General features: G+C 64.0%; 12 protein-coding genes. 2 read left to right on the top strand and 10 right to left on the bottom strand.

All coding sequences use genetic code 11. From position 1 onward, the window contains the following. Positions 1–38: 38 nt before the first annotated feature. From BLV47_RS03170 to quiC, 3 genes are all read right to left on the bottom strand, one after another. Positions 39–263 carry a hypothetical protein gene (locus tag BLV47_RS03170; RefSeq protein ID WP_092309801.1) on the bottom strand — a complete coding sequence of 75 codons (225 nt, stop codon included), beginning with the start codon at positions 261–263 and terminating at the stop codon, positions 39–41. A 99-nt stretch (positions 264–362) separates the two neighbouring features. Next, entirely contained in the window at positions 363–1,040 is a 678-nt protein-coding gene (locus BLV47_RS03165; protein WP_092309798.1) for a TetR/AcrR family transcriptional regulator, read from the bottom strand. Positions 1,041–1,144: 104 nt separating this feature from the next. Then, positions 1,145–3,055 (bottom strand): 3-dehydroshikimate dehydratase QuiC, encoded by a 1,911-nt coding sequence (gene quiC, locus BLV47_RS03160; protein ID WP_092309795.1) that lies wholly within the window; start codon positions 3,053–3,055, stop codon positions 1,145–1,147. A gap of 528 nt (positions 3,056–3,583) precedes the next feature. Between quiC and BLV47_RS03155 the strand changes: the two genes are divergently transcribed. After that, complete coding sequence (locus tag BLV47_RS03155) at positions 3,584–4,918, top strand: MFS transporter (protein WP_092309792.1); 1,335 nt, start codon at positions 3,584–3,586, stop codon at positions 4,916–4,918. An 87-nt stretch (positions 4,919–5,005) separates the two neighbouring features. Then, positions 5,006–6,628 (top strand): methyl-accepting chemotaxis protein, encoded by a 1,623-nt coding sequence (locus BLV47_RS03150; RefSeq protein WP_092309789.1) that lies wholly within the window; start codon positions 5,006–5,008, stop codon positions 6,626–6,628. A gap of 6 nt (positions 6,629–6,634) precedes the next feature. Here the strand turns inward: BLV47_RS03150 and BLV47_RS03145 are convergent, their stop codons facing one another. From BLV47_RS03145 to pcaQ, 7 genes are all read right to left on the bottom strand, one after another. Further along, entirely contained in the window at positions 6,635–7,513 is an 879-nt protein-coding gene (locus tag BLV47_RS03145) for a DMT family transporter (protein ID WP_092309786.1), read from the bottom strand. A gap of 100 nt (positions 7,514–7,613) precedes the next feature. Further along, positions 7,614–8,429: a sugar phosphate isomerase/epimerase family protein gene (locus BLV47_RS03140; protein WP_092309783.1), complete on the bottom strand. Its 816-nt coding sequence runs from the start codon at positions 8,427–8,429 to the stop codon at positions 7,614–7,616. A gap of 7 nt (positions 8,430–8,436) precedes the next feature. Continuing rightward, positions 8,437–9,489 carry a Gfo/Idh/MocA family protein gene (locus BLV47_RS03135; protein ID WP_092309780.1) on the bottom strand — a complete coding sequence of 351 codons (1,053 nt, stop codon included), beginning with the start codon at positions 9,487–9,489 and terminating at the stop codon, positions 8,437–8,439. Between the two features lie 168 nt (positions 9,490–9,657). Next, positions 9,658–10,434, bottom strand: coding sequence for an IclR family transcriptional regulator (locus tag BLV47_RS03130; RefSeq protein WP_092309777.1), 777 nt, complete (start codon positions 10,432–10,434; stop codon positions 9,658–9,660). A 215-nt stretch (positions 10,435–10,649) separates the two neighbouring features. Continuing rightward, on the bottom strand, positions 10,650–11,255 hold the full coding sequence (gene pcaG, locus BLV47_RS03125; RefSeq protein WP_092309774.1) for a protocatechuate 3,4-dioxygenase subunit alpha: 606 nt from the start codon (positions 11,253–11,255) through the stop codon (positions 10,650–10,652). 10 nt (positions 11,256–11,265) lie between these two features. After that, positions 11,266–11,985 (bottom strand): protocatechuate 3,4-dioxygenase subunit beta, encoded by a 720-nt coding sequence (gene pcaH, locus BLV47_RS03120; protein ID WP_092309771.1) that lies wholly within the window; start codon positions 11,983–11,985, stop codon positions 11,266–11,268. Between the two features lie 103 nt (positions 11,986–12,088). Then, entirely contained in the window at positions 12,089–13,018 is a 930-nt protein-coding gene (pcaQ, locus tag BLV47_RS03115; protein ID WP_092309768.1) for a pca operon transcription factor PcaQ, read from the bottom strand.

Genomic DNA, 13,018 nt, shown 5'->3' with positions numbered 1-13,018 from the left:
GTAGCCGCTGCCGCAGGCAGTGGCTACAGGCGCTGCAATTACTCGGGCTTGAGCTGCAGGCGCGAGAGCAGGCCGATCAGCAGCACGTTGAACAGAATCATCAACAGGCTGCCGAACAGCCCCACCACATTGATCAGCGAGCTCGGCAGCCAGTCGAATACGCTGAACCCGGTCAGGGACAGCAGGCGCTCGCCGAACCAGAACGAGTCAACGACGATCATCAGGATCAGGATGATTTTCAGCGTGGAAACGGGGTTGCCCATGGTGCCTTCCTTGTCGAGGGGGATGTTGTAGGAGCCTTGGTGGCGACGCCGATCTTACGGGTGCTTTTGCTGGCAAGCCAGCTCCTACGAACAATGACGTCAGGCTTGCAGGTAGCGCAGCACCGACTCGCAGATCATGTCCCGGTGCCGTTGCTTGATGGCTTCGTCCGGCAGGTCGATCTGGAAGATCTCACCAAAGGTATGACGGTTCGACACCCGATAGAAACAGAACGAGCTGATCAGCAAATGCACGTCCAGCGGGTCCAGGCCACTGCGGAACACACCGTCCTGCACACCACGCTCAAGGATCTCGCCCAAGGCATGGAGAATGGTGTTGTTCATCGCCTTGATCACGCCGGACTGCTTCACGTACTCGGCCTTGTGGATATTTTCGATGCTGACGATACGCACGAAATCGACATTGCGATCGTGGTGGTCGAAGGTGAACTCCACCAGCCGGCGAATCGCCTCCTGCGGCGCCAGTTCCGCCAGGTGCAGGCGGCTCTCGGTGCTGCGGATATCGCCGTAGAGTTTTTCCAGCACCTCGACGTACAGCTGCTCCTTGCTGCCGAAGTAGTAATAGATCATGCGCTTGGAGGTGTGGATGCGCTCGGCGATCGCATCCACCCGCGCACCGGAAAGCCCTTGCTGGACGAACTCGACAATGGCTTCTTGAAGGATGTTCTCGCGGGTCTTTTCCGGGTTGTTCTTGCGACTCTTGCGCGGTTCGAGGGCAGGCTCATCGGGCGCAATCGAGCGTTCACTGGTCATTGTCATTCTGGGCTCACGGCCATCACTGGACACGCGGGCGATTATGGGCCGCGTCCTGTCGTGAAAGAAAGCACAGAGGCGGTGGATTACCGCCTCCGGTTACCAATGCGCTACAACTTGGCCTGGCGCACCGCGCCACTGCGGGACTTGGCCATGGCCGCCAGACGCACCGCCACGTTGGCCGCGCCATAGCCGACGTAGCCGTTCTTGCGCTGGATGATCTCGAAGAAGAAACGCCCCTCGAAAGGTTCGGTATAGACGTGGAACAGCTCACCGCCCTGGGCATCGCGGTCATACAGGACGTTGTAGTAGGCCAGTTCGCTGAGGAACTCGTCGTCGAAATCAAAACGCGCGGCCAGGTCATCGTAGTAGTTGAGGGGGATATCCAGCAGCGGCACTCCAGTCTCCTTGGCCCGGCTGACCTCGGCGAAGATGTCGTCGCAATCAAAGGCGATGTGATGCACCCCCGAGCCGCGATAACTGGACAGCGCATGAGAGATCGCCGTGTTGCGGTTCTCCGAGATGTTCAGCGGCAGGCGGATCGAGCTGCAGCGGCTGCGCAGGGCCCGGCTTTTCACCAGGCCATAGGGATCGGGCAGCACCACTTCATCATCGGCTGCGAAATCCAGCAGGCTCTTGTAGAACAGCGCCCAACTGTCGAGGCTGTCCGCCGGCAGGGCCATGGCCATGTGGTCGATGCGCTTGAGGCCGCCCTTGGCCACCACGCCGCTGTGCATATGGAAGTCGGTGTCATACAGGTGCTGGCCGCCCTGCTGCGGATCCACCAGGTAGATCAGGCTGCCATCGGGTTCGCGCACCGCCGCCAGCTCCAGTTCGTTGGGGCCCACCAGCCCGCGATAAGGCTGGCCCTTGTAGGCCACCGCACGCTCCAGGGCCTTGGCACTGTCCTTGACCCGAATGGCCGTGGCACACACTGACGGGCCGTGAGCCTCGAAGAAGCTGTGGGCAAAGGAGTAAGGCTCGGAGTTGAGGATCAGGTTGATATCGCCCTGGCGCATCAGGCTGACACTCTTGGAGCGATGCTGCCCTGCCTTGGCAAAGCCCAGGCGTTCCAGCCAGCCACCCAGCTTGGCCCCCAGGGCCTCGTCCACCGCGAATTCAAGGAACTCGGTGCCGCCATAGGCTTCAACCGCCGGTGGGGCGAACAGGATGTCCAGGTTGGCCACCGGCTGCGCTTCCTGCAGCAGGCGCTCGCGGGTCTTCTCCTCCAGGTACAGCAAGGAACGCAGGCCATCGGCGGCATTGGCCCGCGGCGGCGCGGCGCGAAAACCGTCGTTGAAGATCTCCAGGGACAGCGGTCCGGTGTAGCCACTCTTGATGATCGGTGCCAGGAACCCCGGCAGGTCGAACTCGCCCTGGCCGGGGAAGCAGCGAAAATGCCGGCTCCACTCCAGCACATCCATGGCCAGGATCGGCGCGTCGGCCATCTGCACGAAGAAGATCTTGTCCCCGGGAATCTCGGCAATCGCCGCCGGGTCGCCCTTGAGCGACAGGGTGTGGAAGCTGTCCAGCAACACCCCCAGGCTTGGGTGATCGGCGCTGCGCACGATGTCCCAGACCTGTTGATAAGTATTCACGTGACGGCCCCAGGCCAGGGCTTCGTAACCGATGCGCAAACCACGCACCGCGGCCCGTTCGGCCAACTGGTGCAGATCGTCGATAAGGATCTTGCGATCCCCCAGGCTGTCCACCGAGGTGTTGCTGCATACCAGCACCAGGTCGGTGCCCAGTTCCTGCATCAGGTCGAATTTGCGTTCGGCACGTTCCAGGTTGCGTGCCAGGCGATCGCGGCGGCAGCCCTCGAAATCGCGGAACGGCTGGAACAGGGTGATGGCAATCCCCAGGTCGGCGCACATCTGCCTGATTTCCCGGGGGCTGCCGTCGTAGTAGAGAAGGTCGTTCTCGAAAATCTCCACCCCATCGAACCCGGCGGCGGCAATGGCTTCGAGTTTTTCCGGCAGGGTGCCGCTCAAGGAAACGGTGGCGATGGAACGCTGCATGATTCAACTCCCGGGAAATGACGGCCGGTGGCGCCCGAGCCTTTTATTCGATGGAGCGGATTATTCCACAGCATGATTTAAAGTGTACGAACCAGTTAGTTTTGTGTTCGATTATCGAACACAATGCCGATTGACGAATTGACGATTTTTCAGCCACTGCGCACCATCGACAGCACATTGAGCCGCCCCAAGAACCAGCGGCTTCAATCACCCAGACCCAGAACAGACCATAAAAATTTCAAAAATCGGGTACATCCTCATGCTTGCACTCAACGCCCCGCCCTGCTGCTCATCCCTCTGGCTTGCGCCTGGAACGACCTCAACCGGCCCCCTGGATCACGACGCGCTACAGCCCTGAGCTGCGCTCGTCCCGATGACGTTCGTCCGCCTGCTGCAAAGCCGCAACGACGAACCTACCCAGCCGATCAATCACCCAGTCACCGGCGCTCATGCCCTTACTGACGATTGATCACGCGCCTTAGAGTTCCGACGAGCCCAGGCTCGTCAGTCACTGAACGGATGGCTTACATGACTCCTTCTCAAAGCTCTCGTATCGCCCCGAGCCTCAGCGTCGCCGGTGGCATCGGCGACAAGATCCGCGGCGCCATGGCGGTCGGCAAGACCCGCTGGGGCATGCTCGCCCTGGTGTTCTTCGCCACCACCCTGAACTACATCGATCGCGCCGCCCTGGGCGTGATGCAGCCGATCCTGGCCAAGGAAATGAACTGGACGGCGATGGACTACGCCAACATCAACTTCTGGTTCCAGGTCGGCTACGCCGTGGGCTTCGTGCTCCAGGGCCGGCTGATCGACCGGGTCGGGGTGAAACGGGTGTTCTTCTGCGCCGTTCTGCTCTGGAGCCTGGCCACCGGTGCCCACGGCCTGGCCACTTCGGCGGTGGGCTTCATGGTCTGCCGGTTCATTCTCGGGCTCACCGAAGCCGCCAACTACCCGGCCTGCGTGAAGACCACCCGCCTGTGGTTCCCGGCTGGCGAACGTGCAGTGGCCACCGGCATCTTCAACGCCGGGACCAACGTCGGCGCGATGTTCACGCCCATGCTGCTGCCGTTGATCCTCCACGCCTGGGGCTGGCAAGCGGCGTTCCTGTGCATGGCCGCACTGGGCGGCGTGTGGCTGCTGTTCTGGGGCCTGAAGTACTTCAACCCGGAAGACCACCCTAGCGTCAAGGCCTCGGAACTGGCCTACATCCAGCAGCAAGCGGAACCCGAACAAACCCGCGTGCCCTTCAGCCGCATCCTGCGCATGCGCGGCACCTGGGCCTTCGCCCTGGCCTACTCAATGACCGCGCCAGTGTTCTGGTTCTACCTGTACTGGCTGCCGCCATTCCTCAACCAGCAGTACAACCTGGGGATCAACGTGACCCAGATGGGCATCCCGCTGATCATCATCTACCTGACTGCCGACTTCGGCAGCGTCGGTGGCGGCATCCTCTCCTCGTTCCTCATCGGTCGCGGCATGAACCCGATCAAGGCGCGGCTGCTGTCGATGTTCCTGTTCGCCTGCTGCATCATCGGCGTGATCATGGCCGCCGGTGCCGCCAACCTGTGGCTCGCGGTGTTCGCCATCTCCCTGGGGATCGGCGCCCACCAGGCCTGGACCGCCAACATCTGGAGCCTGGTGATGGACTACACGCCCAAGCACATGATGAGCACCGTGTTCGGCTTCGGCGGCATGTGCGCGGCCATCGGCGGCATGTTCATGACCCAGATCGTCGGCCACATCCTCACCGCCACCAACAACAACTACACCGTGCTGTTCACCCTGATCCCGGCCATGTACTTCATCGCCCTGACCTGGATGTACTTCATGGCCCCGCGCAAGATTCCCCACGTAGAAGACTGATGCTCCCCTCGCGCAGGTCCGGTTCCGGGCCTGCGCTTTTTTTATCTGTTCCCCCTCCCCCTTTTTTCCACACTCGGAGAACGTCCCATGACGCTGGGTAACCTGAGCATCGCCAAACGCGCCGTGATCAGCTTCGGCGTGATTGCCCTGCTGGTCCTGCTGCAGGGGCTGTTCGCCCTCAAGCAAGTGGCCGAAGTCCGCGCCACCGGCCAGCACACCGAAAACATTTCCCTGCCCAGCACCCGCTACCTGGGAGAAGTGCGCGACTACGTGCTGAGCATCCGCGTGCTGAGCCTGCGCATGGCCCTCAACCGTGAACCCCAAGTGCTGGAAAGCACCATTGCCCGCCTGCACCAGGTACAAGCCTGGCTCGACCAGGCCCTGGCCAGGTTCGCGCCGCTGGTGGGCGATCACAACCGGGTGCAATACGAGGCATTCCTCACCACGGTCAAAAGCTACCAGCAGGCCCTGGCCCAGTACGAAGCCCTGTCCCGGGACAATCGCAGCAGCGAGATGACGGCCCTGCTCAACGGCAAGATCCAGGAGTACTCGACCCAGACCGGCGACCAGTTCACCGAACTGATGAACCTGACGACCGAGGAAGTCAGCCAGTCGGCCCAGCATGCCGACGCGCTGTACACCCAGGTCAAGGTCACGGTGATCGGCGCCCTGCTGGCCGTCGCCCTGCTGACCCTGTGCCTGGCCTGGCTGCTGATTCGCAGCATCGTGGGACCCATTCGCCAGGCCGTGGCCGTGGCCGAGCAAGTGGCCGCCGGCGATCTTGGCCGACCGATCCACAGCGCGGGCAGCGATGAAACCGCGCGCCTGCTCAAGGCCCTGGCCAGCATGCAGGCCAGCCTGCGTGAAACCCTGCAACTGATCAGCAGCACCTCGACCCAACTGGCCGGCGCCGCGCAACAGATGAGCCAGAGCACCCATCAGGACTCCAGCCGCCTGCAGCAGCAACACAACGAAATCGAGCAAGCCGCCACCGCCGTCAACGAGATGACCGTGGCTGTCGAGGAAGTGGCGCGCAACGCGGTGTCCACCTCCGACACCACCCGCCAGTCCACCGCCCAGGCCACCCAGGGGCAGGCCCGGGTGATCCAGACCCTGGACTCGATCCAGGCCATGAGCGGCGATGTCGGCACCGCCCTGCAGCAAGTGCAGACCCTGGCCGAGCAATCACGGGAGATCGGCAAGGTGCTGGACGTGATCCGCGCCATCGCCGAACAGACCAACCTGCTGGCCCTGAACGCCGCCATCGAGGCCGCGCGGGCCGGGGAAGCCGGCCGCGGCTTTGCCGTAGTGGCAGATGAAGTACGGGCCCTGGCCCATCGCACCCAGCAGTCGACCCAGGAAATCGAACAGATGATCGGCCGGGTCCAGGGCGACACCGACTGCGTAGTGCAGTCCATGCACGGCAACAGTCAGCGGGTGGCCCAGACCCTGTCCATCGCCGAACAGGCCGGGCTGGCCCTGGGGGAAATCACCCGGGCCATGGAGCAGATCCACGAGCGCAACCTGGTGATCGCCAGTGCCTCGGAAGAACAGGCCCAGGTGGCCCGTGAAGTGGACCGCAACCTGCTGAACATCCGCAACCTATCCCTGGAAAGCGCCGACGCCGCCACGCGCACCAACGCCACCAGCCAGGAGCTGTCGCAGCTGGCGGCCGGCCTGCAGAACCTGGTGGTGCGCTTTCGTTTCTGAGGCGTCTCAGCCACGGCGTTGCTGCCAGGCCGCCGCCAGCCCGCTGAGGCAGATCACGGCGATGCCCAGCTGGGTGATCAACGACGGCGCATGACCGAACAGCAACCAGCCCAGCAGCCCGGCAAAGACAATCTGGCAATAACCAAAGGGCGCCAGTAGCGCCGGCGCCGCATGGCGAAAGGCCTGGGTCAGGAACAGGTGGGCGCACATGCCACAGGCTCCCAACGCCAGCATCAGCACGCCATGGACAATCCCCGGGGTCTGCCAGAAGAACGGCACCAGCGCGCTCATCACCAGGGTGTTGCACAACCCGGCGAAAAAATTGCTGGTGGTGGGGCTGTCGTGCTCGGCCAGCTTGCGGGTCAGCAGTTGATAGAAGCAGAAGAACAGCGCCGAACAGAACGGCAGCAGCACCGCCGGGGTGAACAGCTCGCCGCCCGGATGGACGATGATCAGCACCCCGACAAAACCGCAGATCACCGCCAGCCACTGGCCGCGGGTCACCTGTTCGCCGAGCAGCGGCACCGACAACGCGGTGACCAGCACCGGCGCGAGAAAGTTGACCGCCGTGGCCTCGGCCAGGGGAATGAACAGCAGCGCCGAGGTGAACAGCAAGCTGGTACTCAGCAGGCACAAGGCCCGTAGCAGTTGCAGCAGCGGGCGCTTGCTGCGCAGCACCCGCAGGCCGGATTGCGGCAGGAAGATCCCGGCCATCAGCAAGGTATGGATCAGGTAACGGGCCCAGACCACCATGATCACCGGGAAGAACCCCGAGAGGTATTTGGACAGGGCATCGTGGCTGGCGAACAGGAAGGTCGCCAGGACAATCAGCAGGATGCCCTTGAAAGGGTGATTGCTCCCGGAAAGGGGCGTGCTACGGGTCATGGGCACTCCTTGGGGTGATTGAAGACACAGCTTCGCGGCCAGCCGGTGCCTAGCGGATAGGCGTAGGAGCCGGCTGGCCGGCGAAAGCCCTCCCGCCGACTCAGGTCCTGGCCAGCAGCGCTCGGGTTGCATCCAGCGCCATCTGCGCCCGCTGCAAGGCACTCACGCCCTGCTCCAGCAACTGCACCGTGGGAATTTCCAGGCTCAGGGGCAGGTGCTGCGGCAGACACTGGAGCAACCCCGGCAGATCGCAATCGCCCTGCCCCGGAAAACGCCGTTCGTTACGGGCCTGGCGCAGGATCTCCTGCATGTCATCCGGACGCGGCCCAGCCACGTCGCACAGCTGCGCGTAACGCAGGCGCGCCGGAGCGACCTGCGCCAAGTCTGCCAGACGCGAACCGGAACGGTCGAAATGGAAGGCGTCCACCAGCACGCAGCCGTTGTCACGACCGGCGTTTTCCACCACCCGCACGGCCTGTTCCAGATTGCGCGCGTCGGTCCAGGGCATGAACTCCAGATGGGGATGCAGCCCGTACTGCCGCGCCAGATCGCACAGCGCGGCGAAGTTGTCGGTCATGCGCGCCTCGTCCGGGTCATTGCCCGCCACCAGCAACTCGCTGGCGGCGAACTCCGCGCCCACCGCCAGCAGCGCTTCGAAGTCGCCCACCCGGGTCTGCGGCTTGAGCCGCAGGATCTCCACATCCAGCACCCGCACGCCGCTATCGCGCAGGCGCGCCAGGGTCTGGCGCCGCAGGCCGGCGTCCGCCACCAGCGGGAAGTGATGTTCCTCCGGGGTCGCCGGTTCCAGGCGCAGGCCGACATGGCTGTAGCCGGCGCGGGCCGCCACTTCCACCATCTCTGGCGGCGACAGCTCCAGCACGGTCAGGCTGGCCAGGGAAAAAATCCGCTCACTCATCAATCGTTCACTCAACAGGGGTTGGGGTGCAGGCCTGCCCCGTGGCCGCGGCCTGGCGAATCGCCTCAATCAGCGCCAGGGTGCGCGCGGCATCGGCGGCACTGACCAGCGGCGCGACCTCGCCGCGGGCGACCTGGACGAAGTGCTGCAATTGCAGGCGCAGGGCCTCGCCCGGGTCGAAGGTTTCCTGCTGCATCAGCAAGGGTTGATGCCAACCCTCCCCGGCTTCGGCGTAATGCCAGCGCTTGAGCTGGGGAATGCTCAGCGCGCCCTCGGTGCCGGCCAGCAGGTAGCAAGGCTGATCGCTCTGGCGCGGGTACACCGGGTTCTCCCCGGAATCCAGCTCCCAACTCCAGGGGGCGGCCGCGGCATCGGAACCGGTCAGGCTGCCCAGGGCGCCGTTGTCGAACTGCAACAGCACCACCGCGCAATCTTCATTGGCGTAGCCACGCACGCGGTTGCTGGTGATGGCCTGCACTTGTCGCACCTCGCCGCACAGATGGCGCAGCAGATCGAGATCGTGAATCAGGTTGGTCAGCAACAGGCCGGCGCCGGCCTCGCGGCGCCAGGGAATATCGAAGTAGCTCTCGGGCTTGCGCAACTGCCAGAGCGTGGTGACCGTGGTCAGCTGTCCCAGGGCGCCGCTGTGCACCAGTTCACGGGCACGGGCGATCAATGGATTGTGCCGCCGGTGATGGCCCACCAGCACCGGCACGCCCGTGTCACGCGATGCCGCTACCAGCTCGCGTACTTCATCAAGATGCACGCCCACGGGCTTTTCCAGCAGCACCGGAACACCCGCCGCCAGGCAATCCAGGGCAGTGCTGACGTGAAGATTATTGGGATTGGCGACGATCACCGCGTCCGGGCGAATTTCCCGCAGCAGGGTCTGGTGATCACTGAAATGCGGCACCTGCCATTGCGCGGCGACCGCGACGGCCTGGGAGCCAGGATCAGCGACGGCGCAGAGCCGGGCCTCGGCCAGGGTCTTGAGGTGTTGGTAATGCTGCTGCCCCATGTTGCCGACGCCGATCAGGGCAATGCGCAGTGGCGGCTTCAATGACGAATCCTCTTGTGATTATTATCGGGACGCTGAAATCCAATTATTTAGAACTCAGTTCCAATTTCACACAAGAGCGACAAGCAATACCGTTCGATTACCGAACAACTTCGTTGAGAACCGTCGACCCGGCGCTGCGCCGGGTATCCGCCGGCAAAGCGTCCTGGCTCAATTGAACAGTTCGGAGGCCTGACTGGCGGCCGACAGTTCCTCGGCGAATTGCAGCAGCAGTGGCGCCAGTTCATGCAGCCGCGCCAACGGCAGGCGCGCGCTGGGGCCGGCGATGCTGAGCACGCCCACCACCCGGCCATCGATGGGATGGCGCACCACGGCGGCAATCGCCGAGGTGCCGAGCGCCGAGCTTTCCTCGACCCAGGCGTAACCCTGCTCGCGGGCCAGGCGCAGGCGTTCGAGCAACTCGATGTTCGAGCGCGGTGCATTTGGTCCCAGATCCGTCGGGGGTTCCACGCCCTGGCGCTCCACCAGGGACAAGGCCTCGGCATCGCTCAGGGTGGCCAGCCAGGCATGCCCGGAAGCGGTATAGAACAACGGCGCCTCACGGCCCATGTCCGGGTCGTAGCGCAGGCCGGAACGGGCACCCTGGGACTTGGCGATCCAGGTCTGGCGCTCGCCTTCGATCACCCCAAGGCGCACCAGCTCGCCGGATTCGACGGCCAGCCGGTCGAGCACCGGCTGAACAATGTCGGCCCCGCTGGCGGACAGGTAGCGAAAGCCCATAGCCACCAGCCGGGTGGACAGTTGGTAGCGCAGGTTGTCCGGGTTCTGCCGCACGTAGCCCAGGCGGATCAGTTCCGCCAGCAGGCGGTGGGTGGCACTTTTGGGGATCTCCAGCTGTTCCGCCAGGGTCTGCAAGGGCAGGCCGCGGGGATCACCGGTAAGACGTTCGAGAACACTGAAAACGCGTTCGATTTGACTGCCTGCCATGGTCGGGTCCCGACAAAATTTGGCCGATTCTAGTGACAACGGGCCAGTTGGGGAACTGCAGGGCGAGGTTCGATTGCCGCCCGGGTCGACGGATGCGAGCCATGAGCCCGACACCACGCCTTGTGCGCAGGTTAGCCGGGCTCGGCGGTTTTCTGGAACTGCTTTCCATGAAGTAGGTCGGGACAGACGATCGCCCTCCGTGGCGCGGCGCGGTGTCAGAAGTCGAAGAACACCGTCTCGCCTTCACCCTGAATGCGAATGTCGAAGCGGTAGGCGCGCAGGCCTTCGACCTCGCACGGATGGGCCAGCAGGGTTTCCCGGCGCTGCGGTTGTTCGATCAGATTCAGCACCGGGCACCGGGCGTTGGCTTCCGGTTCATCGGCGAAATACAGCCGGGTGTGCAGGTGAATGTTGATCCCCCGGGCAAACAGCGACAGGTTGATGTGCGGCGCCATGGGCACCCCGGCAGCGTTGTTCACCACCCCGGGCTTGACCGTGTGGAGGGTCCATTCCCCGGCATCGAAGGTGGTGGCGGTGCGGCCGAAGCAGTTGAACGGCTTTTCCGTGTCGAACACCGGGTCGTAGACCCCAGCGGAATCGGCCTGCCAGAACTCCAGGAAGGAGTCGCGCACCAGGTGGCCGTTGCCATCGTACACATGGCCGATCAGCAGGATCCGCTCGCCCGGCGCATCGGGCTTGGCCATCTGGTTCCAGATTTCCTCGGGGCGGGTCGGGTTTCCCGCCGCCGCCAGGGCCAGGCCGATGTGTACATAGGGGCCGGCCGTTTGCGAGGGGGTTTCAGGCAGCAGTTGAACAGGCATGGCAGGCTCCTCAGCAGTTTTCGAAGTGGGTCTTGCGCTGGCCGCGCAACACGATGTCGAAGCGATAGGCCAGGCAGTCCATGGGATTGGCATTGCCCATGTCCAGGCGCGCGATCAGGCTCTGCACCGCCTCCGGGTTGGCGATGGACTTGACGATCGGGCACAGCGGAATCAACGGGTCGCCTTCGAAATACAGCTGGGTGATCAAGCGCGTGGCGATCGACGGGCCGCTGATGGAGAAGTGGATATGCGCCGGGCGCCAGTCGTTGGGGCCGTTGCGCCAGGGGTAAGGCCCGGGCTTGATGGTGCGGAAACTGTAATAGCCGTCGCGGTCGGTGAGGGCTCGGCCGACACCACCGAAGTTCGGGTCCAGGGGCGCCAGGTAGCGGTCGTTCTTGTGCCGGTAGCGGCCGCCAGCGTTGGCTTGCCACATCTCCACCAGGGTGTGGGGAATGGGTTTGCCGTACTGATCGCAGACCCGCCCGGAAACGATGATCCGCTCGCCCACCGGCAATCCGCCGTTATTGAAGTTGAGCAGCAGGTCGTTGTCGAAACGCCCGGTGCGCAGGTGGGAAAAGTCCGGGCCGCTGGTTTCGCTCAGCGATTGAGGAATGCTCACCAGCGCCTGGCGCGGCGAGCGGGCAACGGAGGTCTTGTAGTCGGGGGTCAGGGCCTTGGGGTGCCAGTTACGGTCACGAATCACGAAGCGACGGCTGTCTGCATCAGACATGTCGATCTCCTGTTGTTTGATTTATGGAGCGCAGCTGGCGCAGTTTCAAACAAATCAGGAGGGTGGAACATTGAAAAACCGCCCTCAACCCATAACCAAATGGTTATGGATAGCAGCCTTCGCGATAGGCCTGTCCCACCTCCCTGAGCACCTCGACCGCCCATTGCGCCGCCAGCGACAGCGGCAGGCTGGCGTTGCTGGAGATGCCCAGCGAACCGCCGGGCTCGCGCAGGCCCAGGTCCAGCTCCTGCAGCTCGCCATTGGCCAGGTCCAGGCGCACCGCATCCAGCGGCGCAATCCACAGCGCATCGCTGGACAGGGTGTAACGCCGGCTCAGGGCCACCGACAGGGTTTCCAAACGCTGTGCCGACTGGGCAATGCCGCACTGCACGAACAGGCTATCGGCATGCTTGCGGATGCTGGTGCCAGCCAGGGGCAATACCAGGGGATATTCGCTCACCGCGTCACGGGTGAAGGGACCGACCACCAGCGGATGCTCGGGACGAGCCACCAAGGTCAGGGATTCGCTGTACAGGTGCTCGAAACTCAGGCCCTGGATCTCCGGACTTTCGGTCATGCGCCCCACCACCAGGTCCAGATCGCCGACCCGCAACTGCGAAAGCAGATAGGCGCTCGGGCCGGTCACCACGCTCACGGTCAATGCCGAGTGCCGCTGGTGCAGGCGCCGCATCACCTCCGGCAGCAGCAGGCTTTCCACCGTGGACAGCACGCCGATGCGCACCAGCCCGGCGGCATATTCGCCGCCGCGCAGGCTGCTGACGCCCTCGCGCAGGGCCTGCACCGACGGCCCGGCGTAACGCAGGAAGGCCCGCCCGGCCTCAGTCAGGCTGAGCCCGGCCTTGCTCCTGGCAAACAGCCGGGTGTCCAGCAGGTCCTCCAGTTCCTTGAGGGTTTTCGACATGGCCGGCTGGCTCACCGCCAGCACATCGGCGGCTCGGGCCAGGCTGCCCTGGCGGGCCATTTCAAGAAAACACACCAGGTGACGGAATTTGATGCGGGTGTCGATGTTCAA

The sequence above is a fragment of the Pseudomonas saponiphila genome, from assembly GCF_900105185.1.
Taxonomy (GTDB): domain Bacteria; phylum Pseudomonadota; class Gammaproteobacteria; order Pseudomonadales; family Pseudomonadaceae; genus Aquipseudomonas; species Aquipseudomonas saponiphila.
Note: the sequence above shows the minus strand (reverse complement) of the source record. Positions and strands in the feature narration are given on the sequence as shown.